This window comes from Brevibacillus antibioticus, from assembly GCF_005217615.1.
Classification (GTDB): domain Bacteria; phylum Bacillota; class Bacilli; order Brevibacillales; family Brevibacillaceae; genus Brevibacillus; species Brevibacillus antibioticus.
The window spans coordinates 3042757-3068549 of record NZ_SZNK01000001.1; the positions used below are offsets into that span (position 1 = coordinate 3042757).

Here is a 25793-nt window from a genome sequence, read left to right on the forward strand (position 1 = left end):
AGGAGATGTATAATGGTGAGTTTGCCCATCGTGTTTATTCACAGAACGGCTGAAGAGCATGTAGGATTATGCATGCAACAGGCGAAATACAGCAACCCTTCTTCTCGTGTCATTCTTATCGGGAGCCCAGAAAACAAGTATCTTTCTGCGGAAAATACAGAGCACTTCCTGTTGAGTCGTTTCTACCAAAGTGCCCAAGCTTTTTCTTTTGTTTACAAGCACTCCACTTCCAACACCTACGAATACAATCTGTTTTGCTTCCAACGCTGGTTTATTTTGCGCGATTTTATGAGGAATCAAGGGATAGAACGTTGCTGTTACCTGGACTCGGACGTCATGCTATTCACCGATATCAGCAAGCGATACAACGAGGAGTTCGATGACTTTACATTTGAGTATACCTGGACGACCGTATGCGATCTGGAAGAACTCAATCAATTTTGCGATTACGCGACCAAATTTTTTCGCGACCCTCTTCACTACGAGACTCTGCTTCAATTCGCAAAAGAAATGGGAGATGTCCCCATTTCCGACATGGTGTTGTTTATCCTGTTTCACAATTACGCGCTTCGCCGTAAAGCTACGTATGGTATAGTCGCCAACGGCTTTTTTGATCATAATCTCAACTGTCCTTTTGCTCCATCCTGCCCGCAGGCTGACAGTCAAGATGGGAAGAAGCAGATTTATCAAAAGGCTGGTGCTCTTTTTTGCAAAATAACGGGCACGACTGACTACCTTCCTGCTCATTCCTTGCATTTTCAAGGACATGCAAAAGCCTATATCCCCTTCTTTGGCTCACAGGCTATCCCGAACACAGATGATTTCATGTTTTTCGACTATGCGACCTGCAAATGGGTGCGTGTCGAGCCCTGATCCCCATAAAATTCCCTCTGGAAACGAGCTGTACGCCGTGCCATTTTTCACGTTTTTCCATATTCATAATACGTTAAGCTGTTCATCCTTCGCTATGAGCATCATAGACAGGGGGGATTCGACTCATGAAGGCATTGATTACCGGAGTAACGGGATTTGTCGGCAGTCACTTGGCTGAGTATCTACTGTCGCGGGGAGATGTAGATGTTTACGGTACATTCCGGTCCCTTACCAAAAAAGAGCAGCTGGGGCACCTGATGGATTGCGTGCATATGGAAAACTGTGAATTAAAAGATCCCCAATCTGTAAATGAACTCATCCAGAGAATAAAGCCCGATCTCATTTTTCACCTGGCTGCTCAAAGCTTCGTCCCCACCTCGTTGTCGTCTCCTGTAGATACGATGATGAACAATATTGTCCCACAGTTAAATTTGTTCGAGGCGGTACGCAACCATGCTGTTCCTTGCAAAATTCAAATTGCTTGCTCCAGTGAGGAATACGGTTTGGTTTATCCAGAGGAAATCCCCATTAAGGAGACCAATCCCCTTCGTCCTCTCAACCCCTATGCGGTAAGTAAAATTGCCCAGGATTATCTCGGGTATCAATATCATCACAGTTACGGTCTGGCGATCATCCGTACACGTACGTTTCACCATACCGGTCCGAGAAGAGGCGAAAGCTATGTGACCTCTAATTTCGCCAAACAAATTGCCCAGATTGAGCTTGGTCTGCAAGAGCCAAAAGTGCACGTCGGCAATCTTGAGGCGATTCGAGACTTCACGGATGTACGGGATATTGTCAAAGCGTATTGGTTGGCGATTACGCGAGGCGAACCAGGTGATGTATACAATATATCCGCAGGTACTCGCTATACCATCGAGGACATGTTGAAGACCCTTCTGGGCTTGACGGATGTGCAAGTAGAAATCCACGTAGACACCAACCGGTTGCGCCCCTCTGATGTGGACATTGTATTGGGAGACTCTTCGCTGTTCCGGGAAAAAACGGGATGGGAGCCCGAGATCTCTTTCCAGCAAACGATGGAAGATTTATTGAATGACTGGCGCTCTGTACTACGCCAACAGAACCGCTCTTGAAAACGTCGAGTGGATGAGTAGAAAAAAATCAGGAGGGAACTTTTTATGTCCATGCAATCCCTTCCTCTCGTCAGTGTCATCACCCCTTCGTACAATCAGGCAAAATTTATCAAACGAACGATTGAGAGCGTATTGACACAAGACTATCCCCATATTGAGCATATTGTGGTAGATGGCGCCTCAACTGACGGTACACAGAATATTTTGCAGCAATACAGCCACCTGGCAGACCGCTTCCGCTATGTTTCCGAACCAGATCGCGGCCAATCCCATGCCATCAATAAAGGATTGCAAATGGCACGTGGTGAGATTATCGGTTGGCTCAATTCGGATGATACGTATTTTCCCGGTGCCATTCGAAAGGCTGTGGCAGCCTTACAGCAGCATCCCGAATGGGGCGTGGTATACGGTAAAGGGCTCCACATTGATGAGGATGACAAAGTAAAATATCCGTACATTTGGGTGGAGTTTGACAGAAAAAAATTGTTTAATTTCAACATCATCTGCCAACCCGCTGCTTTCCTGCGAAAGCATGCCTTTGAAGCAGTTGGTGGTGTAAATGAAGAACACGACTGGTGCATGGATTACGATTTGTGGAACCGGATTTCGCTGCATTATCCGATTGGAACGATACCGGAATTCTTGGCTAACTCACGCTTATATGACGCATGCAAAACGTTTGTCTATGAATTGGAGCCAGGGTTTTCCGAAATTTTGAAAACAAGCGTGAAGCATCATGGCACCATCTCGAATGAATGGCTCTATCACTATACGCAGAAGCATTACAAGCAAGGGGCCTTTTGGTTTCTCAATAAACTAAAAGCGTATCATGCATTCGGGCCATCTCCCCAAATCATTGCATCCAACCGCTACTCGGACTCATGGGCTCCCCAAAACCTGCGAATGACCATCGAAGCCAGCCATGGACCGATGAACGCTTTGCTTATCAAAGGAAGCAACCAAAATACCGCCCCTCTCCTGCATTTTCATGTCATGAGGAATGGGAAACTCGTACACAATTTCCAAGTTACCCAGGCGCGTTTTCAAGTCGTGATTCCCATTACCTCAGAGGGCCAGCAATGTGAAGTGAGTATTTTTTGCAGCCAGCAGATCCTTCAGAGCCACCCCAACAATCCTAAAGTCAAGCGATCTATCAGCTACCACCTGGAAGAAGTCCTCCCGCTCTCCTATGAGGAGTACCAATTTTATCAGGAATTTACCAAAGGCAAGGCCGATATCGAAAATTGGGTAAATCGCAGAGTCCCTTCGCCTCGAATTTGAATGCGGACGAGAAAGGCAGGTTGACACGAATTGAATCTGGCGAAAAAACGGATTGTGGTTACTGGTGGATCAGGATTTCTAGGAAGCCACGTCGTTCATCAATTGCGCAAGCTGGACTGTACGGACATCTTCATCCCTAGAAGCCATGAATACGATCTTCGCAAAGAACATGATGTGAACAGGATGCTGCAAGATTTCCGTCCCGATATCATTCTTCACTTGGCTGCCGTGGTCGGCGGAATCGGCGCGAATCAAAAAAATCCCGGAAAATACTTTTACGATAATTTGATCATGGGGACTCAGCTCATGGAGCAATCCCGCTTGTTTGGCGTCGAAAAATTTGTCGCTATCGGAACGATTTGCTCCTATCCCAAGCATGCACCCGTCCCGTTTCGTGAAGAAGATATATGGAATGGCTACCCTGAAGAAACCAATGCTCCATATGGCTTGGCCAAGAAAATGATGCTGGTGCAATCGCAAGCCTATCGCGAGCAATACGGGTTCAATTCCATTTATTTGCTTCCTGTCAATTTGTATGGCCCAGGCGACAACTTCGATTTGGAAACCTCACACGTCATCCCTGCCATCATTCGAAAATGTGTGGACGCCATAAGAAATGGTGAAAAGAAGATCGTTCTCTGGGGATCAGGAAGCGTGACGAGAGAGTTCATCTATGTCGAAGATGCGGCACAGGCGATTATTGCGGCTACACAGCGCTATGAACAATCGGAACCGGTCAATATCGGCTCCGGCCACGAAATTTCCATAAAAAGTTTAGCCGAAATCATCAGGCAGCTAAGCGGCTTCCAAGGAGAGATCGAATGGGATAAAACCAGGCCAGACGGACAGCCGCGCCGCCTTTTAGATGTGACCAAAGCAAAAGAACGGTTCGGCTTCGTGGCACAAACGTCCTTACTCGCTGGCTTGGAGAAAACGATTGCTTGGTACATGGCACATCCTCACGTGCAAGGGAGGATCCCTACATGAGAGTCGGAATAAACCTGATGTCAGTGATTCCTGGCAAAATCGGCGGGATGGAGCAGTATGTCAGGAACTTGCTAGCCTACTCGATGAATGCTGGCGACGGCCATCAGTGGTTTCTTTTTTTATCCTCACACAATTTCCATACCTTTGAGGCGCAAAAAAATGTGCGCAAATTCATGGTCCCCGACCACGGTAATGCACACGCGATGCTTCATTTCTGGATGAACTCCTTGCAGTTGAATTTGTGGTTTTGCCCGCTGCTTGTATTGAATCCATCCGATGTCACAATCCCTTCTGTTATCAACATTCCTGATATCCAGCACGAGTATTACCCGGAGTTTTTCGATGCTCATTCCTTGCGCTGGCGAAAAGACAACTACCAATCGTCTGCAGAGCGTTGCAGTGCCGTGCTGACTCTGTCAGAGTTTTCCAAGCAAACGATCCTCCAAAAATTCGGGCTTCCTCCGCACAAAGTACATGCGATCCACCTGGATGCCTCGCGGGAATTTTCCTTGCCGCATAATGAGGCTCTCAATCAACAGGTCATACAAAAGTATAAGCTGCCCAGCGAATACGGCTTTTTCCCCGCGAATACATGGCATCACAAAAATCACCTGAATGTATTCAAGGCACTCGTGACTTTGCGGGATAAACACCAAATACGAATTCCCATGGTCTTCACCGGTTTTGCTCAAGAGGCTCATCAAAACGTCATGAATTACATCACAAATAACCAGCTATGGGACCAAGTCAAATGGCTCCATTACGTACCGCAGGAAGAGATGCCTTACTTGTATCGGAATGCCCAGTTCCTTTGCTTTCCTTCCCTCTTTGAAGGCTTTGGCATTCCGCTGGTGGAAGCCATGAAGTCCAACATTCCAATTGTATGCTCCAATGCAGGGAGCATCCCTGAGGTGGTGGGTGACGCTGCTCTCACCTTCGACCCGAATATTTCCGATGATATCGCGGTGAAGCTCGCCCATCTTTATTTGACACCTGAAGCAAGAGCTGAACTGGTTACCAAAGGCGTCCATCAAGCCAAGCATTTTTCGTGGGAGAAATGCGCGCGCGAAACATTGGCTGTCTTTTCTTCCATCGCACGATAATGTCATTTGAAAGGAGGTCATCTTTGTATGTCACGCATGCAGCAAATTCGGGATACGTGGAGGAGGGAACGCCGAATCCCGTTTCCATTAACAGAACAAGAAACTTGGGATTTTTGGCTGTTGGAAGCACCGACAAACGATTTGAAAAGGTCGAAGATCAAGCATATAGCAAAAACGATGGGCATCCGCACCTTGATCGAGACAGGTACGTTTAAGGGTGACATGTTGCAAGCGATGAAAAACCATTTCGACTTGCTCGTTTCCATTGAGCTGGATGAAGAATTGTTTATCGCGGCAAAAGAGAGATTTTCAGGCGATAGCCACATCCATATCCTCCACGGTGACAGTGGAAAAGTGTTGTCCAACCTAATGTACTCCGTTACGACACCTTGCCTGTTTTGGCTGGACGGCCATTACATTCCTCGCTCATCTGAGGCAGCCAAAGGAGACCTGGACACCCCTATACTGCATGAGCTGACTGCCATTTTGCAGCATTCTGTCCAAAATCACGTCATTTTGATTGATGATGCTCGTTGCTTTATTGGTCCCAATCCATTGTTGAACGATTATCCCACGATCCAAGAACTACGAGAATTCGTTCATTCTCTTCGTCCCGACCTCTTATTCGTCGTAGGAAATGACATCATCATGATCTACAATCCACTTGAAGGAGCAACAAATTCGATGAAGAAAGTTGACTTTCACTTGCCGTTTGACAATCAAACCTTTACCGTCTATGGGGACGACTCCGATCAAAGCGTCCTGTACTTTATGGATTATTACAAGGGATACTATGAAGACTATGTGATCCTTCCTCTGAAAAAAATCGTACAACCTGACCATGTTTGCCTAGACATCGGAGCGAATATCGGTGCGATCTCGCTCGCCCTGAGCTATCTCACGCCTCAAGGCAAGGTGTACGCATTCGAACCCTCCGATGCCAATTATCCTTATCTCCTGCGAAACCTGTCCGAGAATCATATTACCAATGTCGAGCCACTCCAACTGGGAATAGCGGACCGCAACGGGAACATTCATTTTAATGAAGACCCGCGTGGAGGCGGATGGTCTTATATCCCGCATGAGCCAGAAGCCGTAGAGAAATCCACCCAATTCATATCATGCGTCAGGCTGGATGACTGGGTAGAGCAGAATATGATTTCGCGCATTGACCTGATTAAAATTGACGTGGAAGGCTCTGAGGTCATCGTCTTGGAAAGTGCCATGCGAACGCTTAAGCAGTGGGACCCGGATGTGATCATTGAATTCAACCCTGAGAGCATCACGGAAAACTTCGGCAGACATCCACTCGTGCTATACACCCTGCTGGAGAAATTGTTTACCCATCTATATATGTTTAAACGGGACAATACAGTGGTAAAGGTGAAGAACTACAACCACTTACTAGACGAAATGAAACCTTTTCACGCTGATCTGTTTTGCACAAACAAGACGTTCCTCGATTAAGCGCACATGAAAAAACATGGCTGTAGGCTCGCCATGTTTTTTGTTGCGTTTCTATTTGAAAGTGGCCATTACCTTTCTCAATCCATCCTCCAGCTTCACTCGATGATTCCACCCTAGTCCTTGCAACGATCGTGTATCTGCTTGTGAATGCATGATTTCCCTATCTGTATAGGCAATCGATCCGAACTTCAGAACCGTGCTTGATTGAGTCATCTGATGAACCCGTTCTACAAACTCTCGTATCGAAGTAGCCGTACCTGTCCCTACCTGGTATTCCGTAAAGCCTGCGGGTAAACGAGCAGCATGCGCCAACAGCACGCGAAAGGCAGAAACAACATCCTCCACATAAATAAAGTCCCTTGCTTGCTTCCCTTCTGTAAGCCTTAGTTCAGGTTGATTTTCGAGACAGCTCTTGATGACAGAAGTGACAAATTTATTCGTATTGTCATAAGGACCATACACGTGCTCCAGCCGGACGTTGATGAATTGTAGGGAAGAGGTATCTGCTAGGCATTTTCCCCATTCTCGAAACTGACGCTTCGTCAAATTGTATGGTTGTAGATGTTTGGATAATCGGATGGGCGCACTGGAAAACGTATCTGTATTTAGAAAAAAAGGGGTACCAAAGCGCATGGCCATATCCAGCAGTTTCAGCGGAAAGGTCACATTGGCATCTACCATCGTGGTGTGGCTCTCGTTGTTGCGTCCATAACAGGTTGCCGTATGGATGATCGCATCGATTTTCCCCTGCTCAAGTAAAGGAGCTTCCCATTGACCGTGATCCGTATCATACGTAATCAAATCAGGCAATATTTCCTTGATACGCGAACAATCGGAAGTGCTCCTTTTCAAAATGATGATGGTATGTCCGTCCAATCGCAGCGCTTTTACGAGCTGACTTCCGAGAAAGCCCGTCGCGCCGGTCACAAGTATCTTCATTTGGGATCGCTCCCCTTTAACTGCTTTATACCCAGTTCAAGTCGATGTTGTGAATTCGTTTTTCATGCATGACCCTTCGAAAGTGATCGGCTTTCGTTTTCAAGTCTTCGATCAGCCATTCATGATTTTCTACGACGATTTTTTCTATTCGCAGGTGTAAATTTTGCTGCACGATTTTTTCCAACAGTTCAAATTCTGCCCCTTCGATATCGATTTTGATCAATTTGATCGGGCGATTGAGCATTTGGATAAACTGAGTCAAATCGATTACTTCTACCTCTACATACTTTTCGGGATTCGTAACTGGATGATTAGTCAGCAGAGAAGAGGCATAAGCAGACCCTGCCGGATCCGTATGGTAAAGATCATGCAAATGCAAGCGCAGCTTGTCGTTTTTATGCCAAACCGCTTTGTTTATACATACGACATTGGGATAGGCGCCTACCCTTTTTTTCAATTCCTCAAATACGTATGGATTCGGCTCAAACGCAAAGACGAGAGCGCCTTTATCCGCCATTTTTTGTGTAATGACCCCATAATTTGCCCCACAATCGATCGTTATGTCCCCGTATCCGATCGGAGAAAAAACTTCTTCACTGTTCTCGTTTAATCCGCCCACTCCTGCTTCCTCCTTATGTTCGGCTAGATGCCCATGCTGCCTTTCCGGATTTCCACAGTTCTTCCAAGTAGTTTTTATCTCGGAGCGTATCCATTGGCTGCCAAAAACCGGTATGCTTGAAGGCCATTAGTTGATTTGCCTTGGCCAAGCTCTCCAACGGCTCTTTTTCCAATACCGTCTCATCACCCGCAATATAGTCAAATACACCCGGCTCCATGACAAAAAAACCAGCATTGATCCACCCGCCGTCCCCCTTTGGCTTCTCTTGGAATCCTGTTACGGTGTTCCCATTGGCAATATCCAATGCTCCGAATCTGCCTGGCGGTTGAGTCGTGGTGATCGTTGCGAGTTTTTTATGCGTGCGATGAAATTTTACCAGCTGTTCGATATTGATGTCGGATAAGCCATCTCCATACGTCAGCATGAATGTATCTTCTCCCACATACTTCTTTATCCGCTTCACCCTTCCCCCTGTCCCTGTGTCTTTCCCCGTATCAATCAAAGTGACTCGCCACGGAGCAGTATTGTGGTTGTGAAAAGTGACCTGATTGTCCTTCCGAAAATCAAACGTCACATCAGAATGGTGAAGAAAGTAGTGCGCAAAGTACTCCTTGATCATGTAGCCTTTGTACCCGAGACAGATGATGAAATCATGGAAACCGTACTTGGAATAAATGGACATGATATGACAAATGATGGGCCAATCACCGATCTCAATGAGCGGCTTGGGACGAAGATGCGTTTCTTCTCCAATGCGTGTGCCATACCCTCCTGCTAGGATGACGACTTTCATTGGCTACCCTCCTTCCTCTGTTGTTCACTTGTCCTTATTTGTATACGCCACGATTTGGTCCAAACAAATTTCTCTTACGTCTTGCTTTTGCTCATAAGCCTTATGCCAAGAAATGATACTGTCCAAGGACTGTTCGAGCGACCAGTTGGGCTTCCAGCCTATTACGCTTTTGGCTTTGGAACAGTCCAGCTTTAAATATTGGGCTTCGTGCCATTGTGGATCGGTTCGCTCTGCTTCAAAACAGGCACTAGCCCCCCATCGCTCACACAATTGCTGGACGATCCACTCTACCGATTTGGCATCTTCGTCATTCGGACCAAAATTCCAGCTCTGGGCGTACTCCTTGCCATTTCCCCACATTTTTTCAGCGAGCATCAAATACCCTGTTAATGGCTCAAGGACGTGCTGCCACGGTCGAACTGCTTTAGGATTTCGGATAGTGATTTTCTCTCCCTTTATCAAGGCACTCAGGCAATCTGGTATCAAGCGATCAAGAGCCCAATCACCGCCGCCAATTACATTTCCTGCTCGCGCTGAAGCAACGGCTACGCCATGCTGATGATACTGCTCTGGGTGAAAAAAAGCATTGCGATAGGAGGCAGTCACTTGCTCCGAGCATGCTTTGCTGTTGGAGTACGGGTCATATCCGCCCAACACATCCTGCTCACGGTATCCCCACACCCACTCCCGATTTTCGTAAACCTTATCCGTTGTAACATTGATAATTGCTTTGATTTTCATTCCGTTCTGCACAGCCACTCTCGCCGCTTCGAGCACATTCACCGTACCCATGACATTGATTTCGAAAGTTTCCGCCGGATATTGATACGATAAACGCACCAGCGGCTGAGCGGCCATGTGAATGATAATATCCGGTTTTGCTTGGTTGATTGCCTTTTGAACACTTTCCTTCGATCTGATATCATCAATGATCGAATCGACCAATGAGCTGATTTGGGCACACTCAAAAATACTCGGATTCGTCGGCGGCGCTAGCGCATACCCTGTTACCTTCGCCCCTAAATGATGCAGCCATAGGCACAGCCATGCCCCTTTGAATCCCGTATGACCTGTGATCAACACTCTTTTGTCTCGCCAAAACGCAGGATCAATCATCGCGATCACCGCGCTTCCTAATTTGCTCGAGAATCGCTGACCACGTCATCCCCAGTCGAACGATATCTTCTTCCACCAGTTGACTGCCCATCTGTACCTCGATGAATGTCAGCTCGGTCGTAGCTTTGATTGCATGTTTGACGCCTACCGGGATTTGCAATACGTCACCTGGTCCAACCTGGCTCAGCTGATCATCCAAAATGAACTCTCCGCTGCCCTCTACGATGATCCATACTTCGCTACGGTGGTGATGGTACTGATAGCTCAAATTTTTCCCGGCGTATACATGGATTTGTTTCGTTAATACTTCCACGTCGTCTTCATTCTTCTGAAAATACATAACCTGATACCATCCCCAGCGCCGCTCTTCATACATTGGGCGCTTTGTCCAATCCAAAGACAAATTTTTGACCATATGACTTTGTTCCTTAGAAGAAACAAGGATGCCATCCGGACTCGCCGCCACGATCATATCCGATAGACCGATGGACACGATAGGGATGTCCAATTCGTTGATAACGTGCGTATTGGTGCAGCTCTCATCCAGCAAAACCTTACCAATTGTATTCCCGCTCATTTCTTCCGTGAGCGTATTCCACGTCCCTAGGTCCTTCCAGGCTCCTTCATACGGGAGAACAACTACTTTCTCTGCCTTTTCTACAATCTCATAGTCAAAGCTGATAGCAGGCATTTGGCTGTATTGCTCAAGCATGCGGTTGTATTCAGTAGGTAATCCTTTTTGCTCCAATTCGCGAATCAGATAGCCCAATCGAAAAGCAAAAATTCCACAATTCCACAGGGCCTTCTTTTCTACTAAATCCTGCGCTTGCTCAAGGGACGGCTTTTCTTTGAAGCTTTTTACTTTTTGATAGGCAGGGGGTATTTTACCCTGATCCGATTGTGATTCTAGCTGTGGAACAATGTAGCCGTATTTCGTAGATGGATACGTAGGTTTCACTCCGATTAATGCGAGATTCGCGCCAGATTTGAGGATGACGTTCTCTAGCTCCTTGATCCTGTCCATAAAGCGGTCCTCAACGAATGGATCTACAGGCATGATGGCGATGACTTCATCCGGGTCCATTGTCAAAGCAGAGTACAAATAGGTTACCGCTAAAGCAATGGCAGGGAAGGTATCCCTTTTTTCCGGCTCCACGATCAAAGGAACGTCTTCACCTAGTTGGCTTTGAAGCAAATCAACATGTGAGCGGCCTGTTGAAATATAAACAGGCTCCGACCAATTGCGGGAGGCTAGCTGCCTCCATACTCGTTGAACCATCGCCTCTGGTTGGGCATGTGCATTGCCTATCAATTTCAAGAACTGTTTGGACCTGACATCATTGGAGAGCGGCCACAGCCTTTTCCCTGAACCACCCGATAGTAATATCAGTTTCACTCAGGCCACCTCGATCCGTTTATCGTGTTGTATGCACCATCTTATGCGTCTGTCGCAGTCGATGCTCTATCGCCCAATGAAAATGGTCAACTAACACGAGGAATGATAGAAGCCTATAGAAACTGAATCCAACGGTTAGAAATATAATCGAAAATGTAAGAACCGACTTGGGGGAGATAGGGAGTCGTGAAAAACTTCATATGGTGCTTCGTATATCCTTGAAAATGAAGAGAAAACACCGGCAGATATCGCCCAGTTGCCTTATCCTTGCAGCACAGGACACCATTTATCGAGTAAATTTTCTTATAGCCATACAAATTTTCCATCGATGTCGCCTGCTGAATATTCCCGTCAATTATGCCATCATGAAACAAGCCATTCGTGATTTGGTAACCCATGAGCCGCTCAAGAAAGAGCAAGGCCAGCACCATATCCGTTATGAGAGGTTGATTGAATCGTACATGTTCCTTTCTCTGCATGGTGTATTGAACGACTTGCGCGAATGCAATCGGATTGGCAAAATGAGACTTCATGAACTCACAATATAGTTCCAACTTCTGCCTATCTACGAAATTGGTCCATACGAATTCCATCATAAAATTATCAAAGCGCGGATGGCTCACGTCGGTAAACAGCATGACATCCGTATCGATGTAACAGCATTTCGGAATCTGATGCCTTTCCATAAACGCCAACAAAATAAACCATCTTTGAAAACAAAACAGATTGTACTCATAGGGCATAAAATGAATATGTTTATAGACTCTCGTCATTTCACTAGCAGCAGGCATGTAATCGTCTATCATCTCATGAATGATGCCATTCATCGCATACCTTCTGTTTCCTCCGTTCCCTATCAAATAGACAGGCGAATGGGGATTACTTCTTTTCGCTTGCTGCAAGCTGTATGTGAGATAATCATCGTCCCCTCGATGGATGATCACGATGGGCAAGGGCATACTCTTTCCGCCTCCTTTTTCTCCCCATACTTTATGTATGTGACAGACAACGAGAAACGGGCATATGCCTTTTTTCCGAAAACCTCCTTGTTGCCAAGCAACTTTAGACGTGAATAGGACGAAATTAATGTATTTATATCATTTCCCCCAACACGATCCGAACATATCGTATAGGGCAAGCACTCTGCAGTAGAGGGGGACATGTCGATGGGAAGATTTTGGACAGATCAGGAAATCCTCGATGAGATCAACAAACGGCGATGGTACCATAAGATCCCGCTGCGACCCGGGATTGTCACACCCGGGATTTCGCTTCTGGAAGGCATATGGAATATGACGAGACAATCCAGAGAATACATCCCATATTCGGGGAAACGCGTTCTTGATCTGGCTAGCTTTGACGGTATGTGGGCTTTTGAAGCGGAGCAGCGAGGGGCAAGTCTTGTCGTGGCAACGGACTGTATGCAGCCGCTCTATTTGAATTTTGAGTTTTGCAAGAACATCCTGCAAAGCAAAGTTTTGCCGCTGTACAATACCAGCCCTTATAAACTTTGGGAGGGGCTGCAAGTTTTGCTGATGGACGATTTTATAGAACCACTGCCATTCCCTCATCAAATTCGGCACAATCAATTTGATGTCGTCCAGCATCTTGGTCTGCTCTATCATCTGCGCGATCCGATGTGGACATTGTCGCAATGCCGAAGCGTGATTAAACCAGGTGGGCACCTCTTGTTGGAAACTGCCTGTATTTTGGATACGAATCAATCCATCATGGTCTACAACGGAGCTCCTGGACAAATGAACCGGATTTATAAGGACGATACGACGTGGTGGTTGCCATCTGTCCTTTGCATTGAGGAGATGCTCCGAGGCACATTGTTTGAAGTCATTCCTGAATCGGTTCGGACCATCCCCTCTGGCAAAATTAACAATTACGATGCAGGTCGCATCAGCCTCGTGGCAAGAGCCATTCCTGGTAGCGAGATCGACCAGAACTGTCACGCGGAGTTACTCCGTATATTCCGCAATCCAGGGATCATTCCGGACTACCTGTAAAATCCGGGTAAATTGAAATCGGGTGCACAAGATCGACGATGCTTGTGTACCCGATTTTCCATTCTTTCATAGTCTGATGGTAGTGCATGTATTTTTTATGATGGAAAGATGGGAGTGAATCTCGTGTCCCACTCACAGCAACCATTAGTGAGTATCATTACCCCCTCTTACAACCAAGGCAGGTTTATACGTGAGACGATAAATAGCATATTGACCCAGGACTATGCAAACCTTGAGCATATCGTGGTAGATGGAGGTTCGACTGACGATACGCTCTCCATTTTGCAAGAATATGCACAAAAAGATCCGCGCTTCCGTTATATTTCCGAACCGGATCGCGGACAGTCTCATGCACTTAACAAAGGCCTTGCACTGGCAAGAGGGGAAATTATCGGCTGGCTCAATTCAGACGACACTTATGTACCTGGCGCCATTATGAAGGCTGTTCATGCTTTTGCGGGTAACCCGGCCTGGGGAATGCTTCACGGCAATTGCCATGTGATGAACGAGCACGGTCAAGTATCCACTACCTACCCGTCAGAACAGGCTGATTCCAAGAAGTTGTATCAGAGCTGCGTAATTTGCCAGCCATCCGCCTTCATCAGAGCCCACGTCTTCAGGCATATGGGGGGCGTTGATGAAAAGCTGCAATTTTGCATGGATTACGACCTGTGGATGCGCATCGCCAAATTTTATCCAATCGGTTATGTGCCTCACTACTTAGGAAACGCTCGAATCCACACGACTTGCAAATCAGCCACCCAATGGCATTCCGTCGGCGTACCTGAAGTATTACGATCACTTGCGAAAAATTATTCATCCATCCCCAGCCATTGGATATCGTACGTTCCACAATACAAAGGCATGGGTGTACTCGACCTGTTGAGGATCTATAAGTCCTTTCCGTCCAATACAACCAGAATTACAAGCATGAATCGGGGGATGGACTTGTGGGCGCCTCCTGTCCTGCGTGCGATTGTTGAATCAGATCCATCTACACCGGCTCAAATGTTGTTAGTGAAGGGTAAAATCCCTGGCTCCCCCGTAAAATTACCGAAGCCCATTGTTTTGACTGCGCTCGTGAATGGCGTAAACGTAAAAAGTTACACCGTTGATAAACCCACCTTTGCCCTCGAAATTCCACTCGATCCGAATGCCACGACACTCCGTGTGGACATCGCTTCTTCCAGTGTCGGTGTACCGAGCACCCCGCAAGTCCAGCAAAGAATCGTGGGGGGATACATGGCCGAAGAGATTATTCCGCTTTCGTATGACGAAGTGATCGTGTACAGAACTTTTTCAAGAAGTTAACCATTCAACTCGTGTATAGCTTCGTTTCAATGACAGCCGCCGCTCCGGCTATGGCAAGCAGGAGCAACAACGGATAGGCGGCTGGCACATACATATACAACCCAACGATCAAAGCACCCACCCAAATTCCCACGCACCAATGGCAGCTCAACAATCTCCCTATCCATTGACGCACCCTCCCGCCTTTAAATTGAAAGTCCCGAACCATTTGCCCCGACTCGTCGGGTACATATAACACCTGATAAAATGGGTTTCGCAGAAAAGATGTGATCTCATCAAAAACAATCAAATGCGTGAGACGAAAGCTTGCCAGCACGAGGATGATTAGGTCGATCCAAGAGAGGTCAAACATTCCACCTCCACCTCTTTCCAATATTTTGTGCTTTTCTCATTTGTTCCACATTTAGTACCATTGTGGTGCGACAAGCCAGAGAAAGGCGTGATGAGATGAATCGCAACATGAAGAAAATGGCAACGATCCTTTCCCTGTCCGTCCTCGTTACCATGATCGGACAACCTGCATTTGCGAAAACTAGCTTTCCCTCTTTGAAAAAAGGGATGAAGAACTTCCGCGTGCTTGAAGTGGAAAAGATGCTCGATGCACTCCATTACGACTACAAGCTGGTAGTGGACAACATTTACAACAGCAACACGGCTTATAACGTTAAAGCGTTCCAGAAAAAATACAAGCTGCCGCAAACCGGAATTGTTAACAAAACTACCTACGATAAGCTGAAGAGCGTGTACCAAGCTCGCAAGCAAGAGCAGCCAACACCACCATCTACACCGTCCAAGCCTACTGAATCCAAAGAGTCCAATGATTACGTCACGCTGAAGTTGGGTGCTAGTGGTGAAAACGTGAAGGAATTGCAAAAGATGCTCGCTGGCCTCGGATACAAAGTAACTGCCTCGGGTTATTACGATGAATCTACGCGCTTTGCCGTCATGCTATTCCAGTCACGTAATAAGCAAACTTTGACCGGTGAAGCTGATGCCAAAACCTTTACAGCCATAAAAACACAATACAAGAACAATCCAGTACAGCCCGGGCCAGATACGAAGCCAACTACTCCAACAAATCCAACGACGCCCGTAACACCAAGCAAGCCTGAGCAACCGCAAAACCCTGGTGCTGGCACGCAAGTTCCTCTTCCCACTGGTTTGACGGCTGAGGAAAAAGAAATGGTTCAACTCGTGAATCAAGAGCGCACCAGCCGCGGACTCGCACCTTATCAAGTGGACATGCAGTTGGTGAATGTTGCACGCGTGAAAGCCCAAGAGATGGTAAGCAAAGGGTACTTTAGCCACACCTCGCCCACTTACGGCTCACCGTTTCAAATGATGGACACTTTTGGTATTCGTTATATAGCTGCTGCTGAAAATATTGCTCAAAACTACTCTGTAAGCAGCGCTCATCAAATGTTCATGAATTCCTCCGGACACAAAGCCAATATCATGAGTCCGACATACGACTTCGTAGCCATTGCTGTTGTAAATGGCGGTCCGCACGGGAAAACGTTCGTACAAATGTTCTTGAAAAAATAGAAGCGCGGAACGGAAAAGCCATCATTTCTACTGAAATGGTGGCTTTTCTTCCCTATTAGAACGACACGGCGATCCGGTTATTGGCCGAAAAGTGTACCGTCTGATCGTTGCACAGCACGACACCCTCGACGACGATTCCCTTCCCCGTTTCTTGTTTCATAAAAGAAATCTGGAAGTTTTGGAACGCTTCCGTCGATTCCGGCGCAATGGTTACAGGTTGGATCGGCGCTATCCAGTATTCCCCTCTCTCCATCGCTTGGGCAAACCAATCGTCTTCCAAGTATCTCCATCCTTTTAAGCCCGATGTACCTTGCACGGCCATCGTCTCCACGAGCTTCGGCGGCAATACCTGCCCTCCCATTTTGATCGAATCGACAGGTGAGACACGCAGGCAAACGATTGGATTGTTCAGTTCAACGTTCCCCGTATTTTTCACCTGAAGTGTACCAATTAACAGGTACGGCTTCTCAACTGATTCAGAGTGAATCAACGTGTAATCAAAATACACTTCTGCTGCTGCACGCAATTCAACCTGTTCAGACACTTCTTCGATCGGATGAATGCTCACCACTTGCTCAAGCAGTTCTTCTTCTGCCAGGATCAATTGCTCTTCCCGTTCACTGCTTGATTCACTGGCCTCCATACTCGACTGGTCGTTTTCTTGAATTGCTGCCTCTTCCTCTGCCACTGGCTCTTCCTCTGCCACTGGCTCTTCGTCTGCGCCCTGCTGACCTTCCTTGTCGGAGGGAAACAGCATCGTGGAATAAAACAGCTTTAAAATATTGGGGGGTAAAAACGCCATTGGTTGAATGTGTAATCCATTTTGGAAATACTCCAAAACCCCTGACGCTAAGTGCAGCGCAATTTTTTCTGCGTAAATCTTACGCTTGTTCACTTCCGTATATAGCGGCAACTGCAACTGGATGTGAACGATCGAAGTTTGCTTTTGGTTTTTGAGTATTTTATAGTGACACGGGATTCCTGATTGCTGCATTTCCGTACGCAAACACTTGACCAGGTCTTGCCGTTTTTCATCCTCCGACTGAAAGAAAATCAGTCTCGGTTTTTCTAAGGCTCGCATTTCCTTCAAACTGAAACGAATAGCGACATCCGTATTTTTAGCTAGTGACGTATTGTTTTGGCTTAAGACAACCTCCATACCGCTGTCGGAGAGAAATTTTTGTACGTTCCCCAATACCTCCCACTCGTAGGCGGTCCCTCCTGAAGATATGCCTGTAAAAAGAACGCAAACTTTTCCTTTCAACCCCGGATCCAGATCCACTCTTTTATTTGTCGAATCCCACTTCAATTGAAAGCCATTTTTCTTGCAAAATAAACGGAACGCTGGCAGAGCCGCATACGGCATGGTCCCGCCACGTTGACCACTGTAATATACATCAACATCCATTCCCATCTCTCCTCACGCACTTTCCTTCAGTCCGCGATATTGTATGAATGCCTAGTGTCCAAAGTGAACATTTTTGGCGATGACTGTTCCGAAGAAAAGCTTTGCGCATACGATGGCTACAGAAAGGAGTGGTTATATGCCCACCTCACAAATGCCCCTGATCTCCATTATCATTCCTGTAAAAAATGAGGGGGACAATGTGCGTTCTACCATCACTTCCCTTTTGAATACAAGAACCACCTATCCGTATGAAGTGATCGTAGTCGATGATGCCTCAACTGATAATGGTTGTCACTTTTTACAAGGTCAAGGGCAAAATGAAAAAATAAAATTAATTACAACAGAAGGCATAGGTGCTGCAGCAGCACGAAACTTAGGCGTGAATCATGCACGCGGTAACTACTTTATTTTTTGCGATGCCCATCTGTCTTTTGAAAACTTTTGGATCGATCGCATGATGGAGCTCATTCTTACCAAAAAAGCAGATGGCGTTGCTCCCGGAATCGCGTCCATGTCGGAGCCACATAAAATTGGATATGGGCAAAATCTGAATCAAAAGCTCGAGATCACCTGGTATCCAAAGCCAACAGGACCGGCACCAGTTGCGATATTGCCAGGGGGATGCTTCCTGGTCACCAGAGAAGCTTTTATGAAAGTCGGGGGTTTTGACCGTGGTTTTCGCATATGGGGATTTGAAGATATCGAGTTTTCCATTAAAATGTGGCTCTTTGGATATACGTGTATGGTCCAGCCATCTGTAAAAATCTTGCATTTGTTTAGGCAAGTTCACCCTTACACAGTTGCACATGAGCACATTTATTACAATATGCTTCGCATGGCGTACAGCCATTTTAACGAGCTGCGGATTGAGGCAGCGAAAAAACTTGTGCTCTACGCAAATGCGAGTGAAATTGCGGATGATGTGCTGACTTGCGGGGCTGCTGCTCAGCGTGTTCGATACAATGCCCAAAGAAAATTCGACGACAACTGGTTCTTTCAAAAATTTCAAATTCCATTCTGACAAGATAGTGACCTAAAAAATAGGCGCATGCTCAACATGCCAAACTCCCGTTGCCCACATAGTATGTAACTGCAAAGCAAACTCCCTAGGAAAGGAAGGATTCTTACGGTGAAACATCACGTGAAGCCCATTATGGGTCGCCAGCTCCCTACACCGACGCCTACAGCAACTCCTCCTATATCGAACAACCTGCAGGAAGAGTGCATTCGTGTCAATAAGGTGTATGACTGGGTAGTATTAGCGAACAGCTACCGAAACAAGATTGCCCTTCCCGACGATTGTCAAGCTCTGGTAGACGCTGCCATTCGTGCAGGGCAAGATATCACGCTCTCCTGCGTTGAGCCAGTTTCTCCTGGTCCTACTTGCAGAGTCGTCAGTATTCGCCGCGAGAACATTACAGTCAATGGGACCACTGTTCGGGTCGGTGTCGTTCGCTTCGTGTTCGGAGCCACTGTGCTCGTTCGCGTATTTGCAGACGGAACACCTCTCTGCGAATTCACAACAACCGTGCAATTCGATCAGGAAGTCGTTCTCTGCCTGCCTGAACCGCTGGATGAGCACAATATCTTGTGCCGAATCAGTGCTTTCGAGTGCTCACCAACCGGTACAGTTCTCCTCGGCGGCATGGTTCAACTCGACGTCATTGTCTGCGTAGAAATCCAGGTAGAAGCAGAAGTCAAACTGGAAGTATTGGCGAAATTCTGCTCTCCGCGTCCAAACAACATTCCAATTCCATCGCCAACGCCATCTTTCCGTTGCCCACCGATCACATTCCCGCCACAATGCCCACCAATCTTCCCAGTACGCAACTGCGATTGCCAGGCGTCCGTCAATGCGTTGGTACCAAACGTCTCTATTTCTATTGGTATTCCACTCGCCATTGCCGTCGGTACGATCCAGCTCATCGCAGATATCTGCCCAAGTTGCGATCCATCCAGCAGCTCGTTTACCTTTAACTTCTTTGATGCTCTCCTGCCTGATGTCCTCGGCGATCAAAGCTTCAGCTTCTCGCCAACGACTATCAGCTCTCCGACATGCATTACCGTACTGCCTATCCTGCCAATTGTGACAGGTCTGGTCGTAACAGGTACTGGTGTACGGACATTCACAGCAACAGGCGCACAAGAAACACTGACCTACTCTCTGACACTCGCCGAAACAGGACTCGGCCTGCCAGACGTTATCATTCTGACACTCACCGACTCTTCTGGTGTCCTCGTCTTCAGCGCCACCATTACAGTCGTTCCAGACGAACAATTACTGGTTGCCGATTGCATCACGTTCGGAGATATTGTCATTACCACTCCGTAAGAAAAAAATATTCGTTTCCAATCAGGCGGGAGAAGACTAGCACTTCTCCCGTTTTTTCTATAGAAAAGCCGTCATTACAATACAGGCACCAATTCCCACCCCGTACATATGTCTATATGGGAAAGCCAGACGGAAAAAGGAGGACAACACTGTGTACAAAAGGAGAATCTCCAACGCGAACAAGTCGAGAGAAAATGAGAAGCTCCTCCTGCTAAAAAAACAAGCACACTACTACGAAGAAAAAACAAACCAACTCATGCAAGAAGTGTGGCACCTACAAAAGCTGATAGAGGAAACATCCCAAAAAAACGAAGCATATAGAGAGCAGCTTGAACATTTAAACCAGAACCTCCACGATTGGAACAGCAAAGGGGCAGAATGGAAGCAGCGCTTGAATGATTCACAAGACATGCTTCAAGAAATGAAGAGCAAGCTCGACTACTACGAACATCTCCTCAAACAACGCGAAAATGCCATAACCGACCACCAGGAAACAGAGGCAAAACTAAAGAGTTCGATCGACAGCCTGCAAACCGCGATCAGAGAGCAACGAAAAGGTCCACGGCTTGAAGAAATCATGTCCAAACATCAAGCACAGGAAGCACACTTGCGCGAGCACATTGAATTGCTCCAACGGCAAGTACAAAGCTACGAAGAAAAAGAGGCACAATGGCAAAAAGCGTTACATGAGCAAGATCAGCAGAAGCTGAGTCAAATCGAGGAGATCCTGCATGAACGCCAGCAGCATTTAGACATGATCGCGCATTTGGAACAGCAACAACTCACATGGAAACAAGCTCTAGATCATGTAAATGAAGAGTTTGAGAGTGCGCAGATGAGGCAGCACGAGCAACTATCCAGAATCGAATCATTGAATCAGCAGTTGGAGGACGCACGGGCACGGGAAGAGCGGACACTCTCTGACTTACAGCAGCTTACAGAAGAAAGCGCAAATTGGGAGCAGCGCGAGCAAGACCTACAGGTACGAGAGCAAGACCTCCAATCGAAGGGGCAGGAGCTGCATTCTCAGACGCAACACCTACAAAAACGGGAGCAGGAACTTCTCGTTCTTGAACAAGAGCTTCAAACGCAATGGTTAGAACTGCATTCTCAAGCGCATAACCAGCAAACGAAAGAACAAGAGCTACTCACTTTCCAGCAAGAGCTCCAGACGAGAGGGCTGGAAATACATTCACAGACACAAACACTTCAAGCACGGGAGCAGGAACTTCTCAGTCTTGAGCAAGAGCTTCAGACGCAGAACCAAGAACTGCAATCCCTAACGCATAACCTGCAGACGAAAGAACACGAGCTAGTTGTTACAGTTCAAAAGCTCGAGGCTAAGGAGCTGGAGCTGCAGTCTCAGACACAAACACTTCAAGCACAGGAGCAGGAACTTCTCGGTCTTGAACAAGCGTTACAAGCGCAAGGCCAAGAACTCCAATCCCTAAAGCATACCCTGCAGACGCAAGAACAACAGCTCACCTCCAAAGAGCTAGAACTGCATTCCCTGACGCAAGACCTCATCTCACGAAAACAGGAACTTCTCGGTCTCGAACAAGAGCTTCAGACGCAAGACCAAGAACTGCAATCCCTAGAGCATAACCTGCAAACGAAAGAACAACAGCTCCAGTCCAAAGAGCTAGAGCTGCATTCCCTGACGCAAGACCTCATCTCACGCGAACAGGATCTTTTCGGTCTAGAACAAGAGATTCGGACGCAAAACCAAGAACTTCAATCCCTAGAGCATAACCTCCAAACGAAAGAACAACAGCTCCAGTCCAAAGAGCTAGAGCTGCATTCCCTGACACAAGGCCTCAACTCACGCGAACAGGAACTTCTCGGTCTCGAACAAGAGCTTCACACGCAATCCCAAGAACTGCAATCCCTAGAGCATAACCTGCAAACGAAAGAACAACAGCTCCAGTCCAAAGAGCTAGAGCTGCATTCCCTGACGCAAGACCTCATCTCACGCGAACAGGATCTTTTCGGTCTCGAACAAGAGCTTCACACGCAAAACCAAGAACTGCAATCCCTGAAACATACCCTTCAAACTCAAGAACAACAACTCCAGTCCAAAGAGCTAGAGCTGCATTCCCTGACACAAGATCTCAACTCACGCGAACAGGACCTTCTCAGTCTCGAACAAGAGCTTCACACGCAAAACCAAGAACTTCAATCCCTAAAACATACCCTTCAGACGCAAGAACAACAGCTCCAGTCCAAAGAGCTAGAGCTGCATTCCCAAACGCAAGACCTTCAAGCACGGCAGCAGGAACTTCTCGATCTCGAACAAGAGCTTCAGACGCAAGACCAAGAACTTCAATCCCTAAAACATACCCTACAGACGCAAGAACAACAGCTCCAGTCCAAAGAGCTAGAGCTGCATTCCCAAACACAAGACCTTCAAGCACGGGAGCAGGAACTTCTCGATCTCGAACAAGAGCTTCACACGCAAAACCAAGAACTTCAATCCCTAAAACATACCCTACAGACGCAAGAACAACAACTCCAGTCCAAAGAGCTAGAGCTGCATTCCCTGACGCAAGACCTCAACTCACGAGAACAGGACCTTCTCGGTCTCGAACAAGAGCTTCACACGCAAAACCAAGAACTACAATCCCTAAAGCATAACCTGCAAACAAAAGAACAACAGCTCACATCCAAAGAGCTAGAGCTGCATTCCCAAACACAAGACCTTCAAGCACGGGAGCAGGAACTTCTCGATCTCGAACAAGAGCTTCAAACGCAAAACCAAGAACTTCAATCCCTAAAACATACCCTACAGACGCACGAACAACAGCTCCAGTCCAAAGAGCTAGAGCTGCATTCCCTGACGCAAGACCTCAATTCACGAGAACAGGACCTTCTCGGTCTCGAACAAGAGCTTCACACGCAAAACCAAGAACTGCAATCCCTAAAGCATAACCTGCAAACAAAAGAACAACAGCTCACATCCAAAGAGCTAGAGCTGCATTCCCAAACACAAGACCTTCAAGCACGGGAGCAGGAACTTCTCGATCTCGAACAAGAGCTTCAAACGCAAAACCAAGAACTTCAATCCCTAAAACATACCCTACAGACGCAAGAACAACAACTCCAGTCCAAAGAGCTAGAGCTGCATTCCCTGACGCAAGACCTCAACTCACGAGAACAGGACCTTCTCGGTCTCGAACAAGAGCTTCACACGCAAAACCAAGAACTTCAATCCCTAAAGCATAACCTGCAAACGAAAGAGAAACAGCTCACCTCCAAAGAGCTAGAGCTGCATTCCCAAACACAAGACCTTCAAGCACGGGAGCAGGAACTTCTCGGTCTCGAACAAGAGCTTCACACGCAAAACCAAGAACTTCAATCCCTAAAACATACCCTACAGACGCACGAACAACAGCTCCAGTCCAAAGAGCTAGAGCTGCATTCCCAAACACAAGACCTTCAAGGACGGGAGCAGGAACTTCTCGGTCTCGAACAAGAGCTTCAGACGCAAAACCAAGAACTGCAATCCCTGAAACATACCCTTCAAACTCAAGAACAACAGCTCCAGTCCAAAGAGCTAGAGCTGCATTCCCTGACGCAAGATCTCAACTCACGAGAACAGGAACTTCTCGGTCTTGGGAAAGAACTTCAGACGAAAGAGCAAGACCTCCAAGCCTTGGCTCAAAACCTACAAACGAAAGAACAACAGCTTCAATCCCTAACTCAAAGTTTGCAGACACAAGAACAACAACTCACGTCCAAAGCATTAGAGCTGCATTCCCAGACGCAAGACCTCAACGCACGGGAGCAGAAACTTCTCAATTTTGAGCAAGAGCTCCAAGTACAAGGGCAAGAACTGCAAACGCAAGCAGATAACCTACAAACAAAAGAACAAGAACTAACAATCCTCGAACAAGGGCTTAAAACTCAAGGGCAAGACCTTCTCACCCAGACGCAATACCTTCAAGCGCGAGAGCAAGACCTTTACATTCTCGAGCAAGAGCTGCAAACTCGCGGGCAAGAACTTCACTCTCAGAATCGTAACCTCCAGACAAGAGAACAAGAGCTGCTCGCTTTCGAGCAAGGGCTTCAGACCCGAGATCAAGAACTTCTCGAGCAGACGCGAGACCTTCAAGCACGGGAAGAAGAACTAAACGGTTTTGAACAAGAGCTGCAAGCCCAAGGAAAAGAACAACAAGCTCATGCACAGGCGTTGCAGGCTCAAGAACAAGAGCTCAAGACCCACGAACAGGGGCTTCGGGATTGGGAACATGCCAATCTCTCGCAGGAGCAAGCGCTTTTGACTCAGAGCCAAGAACTACAGGTTCAAGAACAAGGACTCCAATCCCGAGAGCAAGCGCTGCTGCTTCGCGGGCAGGAGCTTCTCTCTCATGAGCAGGAAATCCACTCCCACGAGCAAGAGTTACTCACGATGAAACAAGAGCTGCACGCGCGGGATCAAGAACTACACAACCAAGAGCAGGAGCTGCACGCCCAAGCGCTTACCCTACACACTCGTGAACAGGAGTTGCTTACTCAGGAGCAACAACTAAACACACTGGAACAGGCACTACTCTCTCATGAGCAAGAAATCCAAGTTCAAAGGCAAGACTTGCAAACCCGGGAGCAGGAGCTACAAATGCAGAATCAAGATATGTACACCCGAGAACAAGAACTCGAAGCGCAAAAACAAGATTTACTTACAAAGGAGCAAGAGCTAGAAGCCACCCGCCATGAGATGTTGCAAAAAGCAATCGATCTCGAACAAAGCTGGACTGCAAAGCACGAAGAGACTTCCCAACAATTAACGGAAGCTCTGCTTGAGCTGGAAGCAGCTCGGTTAACGAAAAATCAACTCGTCGCTGACTATAAAAAGCTGGCCGAATCGCATTCCCTGCATGAACAGGAATTGCAGCAAAGCATCCAAAAACGTGACGAAGAAATCCAACAAACACAAAACGCCGTTAAGAGTCTCCAGTCGGAGTTAAAAGATACTCAGCAGAAATTAACGGAGGCACAGGATCGTATCAAAGCTTTTCAGCAACAAGCCAAAGAAACTGACGAAAAGCTCGCGAACGTCTCTCTTCAAAAAAATAAATGGAACGAAGTCCTGGAGAAAACTACCCAAAAATACGACTCTTTGTTAACAGAAAAAGAAAAAGCTATTGAGGAGTTTACATCCCAGGAGCAAGTGTTGAAAAAGACGATAACCGGACTCAAAAACATGGTGAAAGAACTCCAGAACAACGAAGAAAAATACAAGCAAATCATCAAAGAATTCACGCAAAAAGAAGCTCGAACCACTAAAGCCTTCAGTCAACTCCAGCAAAATACCCAATTTCAGCCAAGCACCCAATTCCAACCAAACACGCCATTCATGCCAAGCTCAGATCCCTCTACACAACAGTTATCTTCCACACCAGTAACAATGCAGATGCCCTTTCCAAAAAGCGCCAACGAATTCAACCCGTTTCGTTGAAAAAGGGAAAATGTGCGAGTGCCGTTACCATGTGAATCTAACCTGAATACAACATA

20 protein-coding genes are annotated in these 25793 nt (G+C 46.9%); 12 read left to right on the forward strand and 8 right to left on the reverse strand.

The features are described 5' to 3' along the window. Positions 1-12: 12 nt before the first annotated feature. From E8L90_RS14185 to E8L90_RS14210, 6 genes are all read left to right on the forward strand, one after another. Positions 13-873, forward strand: a complete 861-nt coding sequence (locus E8L90_RS14185; RefSeq protein ID WP_137029945.1) for a hypothetical protein — start codon at positions 13-15, stop codon at positions 871-873. A gap of 125 nt (positions 874-998) precedes the next feature. Beyond that, positions 999-1970, forward strand: a complete 972-nt coding sequence (locus tag E8L90_RS14190; RefSeq protein WP_137029946.1) for a GDP-mannose 4,6-dehydratase — start codon at positions 999-1001, stop codon at positions 1968-1970. A gap of 45 nt (positions 1971-2015) precedes the next feature. Continuing rightward, entirely contained in the window at positions 2016-3251 is a 1236-nt protein-coding gene (locus E8L90_RS14195; RefSeq protein WP_137029947.1) for a glycosyltransferase family 2 protein, read from the forward strand. A gap of 30 nt (positions 3252-3281) precedes the next feature. Next, positions 3282-4238 carry a GDP-L-fucose synthase family protein gene (locus tag E8L90_RS14200; protein ID WP_137029948.1) on the forward strand — a complete coding sequence of 319 codons (957 nt, stop codon included), beginning with the start codon at positions 3282-3284 and terminating at the stop codon, positions 4236-4238. Further along, positions 4235-5341 carry a glycosyltransferase family 4 protein gene (locus E8L90_RS14205; RefSeq protein ID WP_137029949.1) on the forward strand — a complete coding sequence of 369 codons (1107 nt, stop codon included), beginning with the start codon at positions 4235-4237 and terminating at the stop codon, positions 5339-5341. The genes E8L90_RS14200 and E8L90_RS14205 overlap by 4 nt, the downstream gene beginning before the upstream one ends. A gap of 27 nt (positions 5342-5368) precedes the next feature. Further along, the gene (locus tag E8L90_RS14210) at positions 5369-6808 is read left to right on the forward strand and encodes an FkbM family methyltransferase (RefSeq protein WP_137029950.1); all 1440 of its coding nucleotides are present in this window, start codon (positions 5369-5371) and stop codon (positions 6806-6808) included. A gap of 51 nt (positions 6809-6859) precedes the next feature. Here E8L90_RS14210 and E8L90_RS14215 read toward each other — a convergent pair whose 3' ends face one another. The 6 genes from E8L90_RS14215 to E8L90_RS14240 all read right to left on the reverse strand — a co-directional run bounded on the left by E8L90_RS14215 (position 6860) and on the right by E8L90_RS14240 (position 12630). Then, positions 6860-7747, reverse strand: coding sequence for an NAD-dependent epimerase/dehydratase family protein (locus E8L90_RS14215; protein ID WP_137029951.1), 888 nt, complete (start codon positions 7745-7747; stop codon positions 6860-6862). A gap of 25 nt (positions 7748-7772) precedes the next feature. Then, entirely contained in the window at positions 7773-8366 is a 594-nt protein-coding gene (locus tag E8L90_RS14220; RefSeq protein ID WP_137029952.1) for an FkbM family methyltransferase, read from the reverse strand. Between the two features lie 13 nt (positions 8367-8379). Further along, entirely contained in the window at positions 8380-9159 is a 780-nt protein-coding gene (gene rfbF / locus E8L90_RS14225; RefSeq protein WP_137029953.1) for a glucose-1-phosphate cytidylyltransferase, read from the reverse strand. Positions 9160-9183: 24 nt separating this feature from the next. Further along, complete coding sequence (rfbG, locus tag E8L90_RS14230; RefSeq protein ID WP_137033443.1) at positions 9184-10275, reverse strand: CDP-glucose 4,6-dehydratase; 1092 nt, start codon at positions 10273-10275, stop codon at positions 9184-9186. Next, positions 10268-11671 (reverse strand): sugar phosphate nucleotidyltransferase, encoded by a 1404-nt coding sequence (locus E8L90_RS14235; RefSeq protein WP_137029954.1) that lies wholly within the window; start codon positions 11669-11671, stop codon positions 10268-10270. Before E8L90_RS14235 ends, rfbG begins: the two co-directional genes overlap by 8 nt. A 113-nt stretch (positions 11672-11784) precedes the next feature. Further along, on the reverse strand, positions 11785-12630 hold the full coding sequence (locus tag E8L90_RS14240) for a hypothetical protein (protein WP_137029955.1): 846 nt from the start codon (positions 12628-12630) through the stop codon (positions 11785-11787). Between the two features lie 207 nt (positions 12631-12837). Here E8L90_RS14240 and E8L90_RS14245 point away from each other — a divergent pair, with 207 nt between their 5' ends. Next, the gene (locus E8L90_RS14245) at positions 12838-13686 is read left to right on the forward strand and encodes a DUF1698 domain-containing protein (protein WP_137029956.1); all 849 of its coding nucleotides are present in this window, start codon (positions 12838-12840) and stop codon (positions 13684-13686) included. A 123-nt stretch (positions 13687-13809) separates the two neighbouring features. After that, the gene (locus tag E8L90_RS14250) at positions 13810-14997 is read left to right on the forward strand and encodes a glycosyltransferase family 2 protein (protein ID WP_137029957.1); all 1188 of its coding nucleotides are present in this window, start codon (positions 13810-13812) and stop codon (positions 14995-14997) included. A gap of 4 nt (positions 14998-15001) precedes the next feature. Here E8L90_RS14250 and E8L90_RS14255 read toward each other — a convergent pair whose 3' ends face one another. Beyond that, positions 15002-15349 (reverse strand): DUF1360 domain-containing protein, encoded by a 348-nt coding sequence (locus E8L90_RS14255; protein WP_137029958.1) that lies wholly within the window; start codon positions 15347-15349, stop codon positions 15002-15004. Between the two features lie 95 nt (positions 15350-15444). On the opposite strand from E8L90_RS14255, the gene E8L90_RS14260 reads away from it, so the two are divergent. Next, positions 15445-16542: a peptidoglycan-binding protein gene (locus E8L90_RS14260; RefSeq protein WP_137029959.1), complete on the forward strand. Its 1098-nt coding sequence runs from the start codon at positions 15445-15447 to the stop codon at positions 16540-16542. 55 nt (positions 16543-16597) lie between these two features. Here E8L90_RS14260 and E8L90_RS14265 read toward each other — a convergent pair whose 3' ends face one another. Beyond that, on the reverse strand, positions 16598-17950 hold the full coding sequence (locus tag E8L90_RS14265; protein WP_137029960.1) for a hypothetical protein: 1353 nt from the start codon (positions 17948-17950) through the stop codon (positions 16598-16600). A gap of 136 nt (positions 17951-18086) precedes the next feature. Here E8L90_RS14265 and E8L90_RS14270 point away from each other — a divergent pair, with 136 nt between their 5' ends. The 3 genes from E8L90_RS14270 (at position 18087) to E8L90_RS14280 (ending at position 25737) form a co-directional block, all read left to right on the forward strand. Continuing rightward, positions 18087-18971 carry a glycosyltransferase family 2 protein gene (locus E8L90_RS14270; RefSeq protein ID WP_137029961.1) on the forward strand — a complete coding sequence of 295 codons (885 nt, stop codon included), beginning with the start codon at positions 18087-18089 and terminating at the stop codon, positions 18969-18971. 108 nt (positions 18972-19079) lie between these two features. Further along, on the forward strand, positions 19080-20282 hold the full coding sequence (locus tag E8L90_RS14275; RefSeq protein ID WP_137029962.1) for a BMQ_0737 family morphogenetic spore coat protein: 1203 nt from the start codon (positions 19080-19082) through the stop codon (positions 20280-20282). A gap of 151 nt (positions 20283-20433) precedes the next feature. Beyond that, the gene (locus E8L90_RS14280) at positions 20434-25737 is read left to right on the forward strand and encodes a hypothetical protein (protein WP_137029963.1); all 5304 of its coding nucleotides are present in this window, start codon (positions 20434-20436) and stop codon (positions 25735-25737) included. Positions 25738-25793: the final 56 nt, after the last annotated feature.

Coding starts and splice junctions, on each gene's coding strand:
- E8L90_RS14270 (WP_137029961.1), top strand. CDS start 18,087: ATGCCCACCTCACAAATGCCCCTGATCTCCATTATCATTCCTGTAAAA.
- E8L90_RS14255 (WP_137029958.1), bottom strand. CDS start 15,349: ATGTTTGACCTCTCTTGGATCGACCTAATCATCCTCGTGCTGGCAAGC.
- E8L90_RS14210 (WP_137029950.1), top strand. CDS start 5,369: ATGTCACGCATGCAGCAAATTCGGGATACGTGGAGGAGGGAACGCCGA.
- E8L90_RS14245 (WP_137029956.1), top strand. CDS start 12,838: ATGGGAAGATTTTGGACAGATCAGGAAATCCTCGATGAGATCAACAAA.
- E8L90_RS14185 (WP_137029945.1), top strand. CDS start 13: ATGGTGAGTTTGCCCATCGTGTTTATTCACAGAACGGCTGAAGAGCAT.
- E8L90_RS14205 (WP_137029949.1), top strand. CDS start 4,235: ATGAGAGTCGGAATAAACCTGATGTCAGTGATTCCTGGCAAAATCGGC.
- rfbG (WP_137033443.1), bottom strand. CDS start 10,275: ATGATTGATCCTGCGTTTTGGCGAGACAAAAGAGTGTTGATCACAGGT.
- E8L90_RS14195 (WP_137029947.1), top strand. CDS start 2,016: ATGTCCATGCAATCCCTTCCTCTCGTCAGTGTCATCACCCCTTCGTAC.
- E8L90_RS14190 (WP_137029946.1), top strand. CDS start 999: ATGAAGGCATTGATTACCGGAGTAACGGGATTTGTCGGCAGTCACTTG.
- rfbF (WP_137029953.1), bottom strand. CDS start 9,159: ATGAAAGTCGTCATCCTAGCAGGAGGGTATGGCACACGCATTGGAGAA.
- E8L90_RS14215 (WP_137029951.1), bottom strand. CDS start 7,747: ATGAAGATACTTGTGACCGGCGCGACGGGCTTTCTCGGAAGTCAGCTC.
- E8L90_RS14240 (WP_137029955.1), bottom strand. CDS start 12,630: ATGCCCTTGCCCATCGTGATCATCCATCGAGGGGACGATGATTATCTC.
- E8L90_RS14265 (WP_137029960.1), bottom strand. CDS start 17,950: ATGGATGTTGATGTATATTACAGTGGTCAACGTGGCGGGACCATGCCG.
- E8L90_RS14260 (WP_137029959.1), top strand. CDS start 15,445: ATGAATCGCAACATGAAGAAAATGGCAACGATCCTTTCCCTGTCCGTC.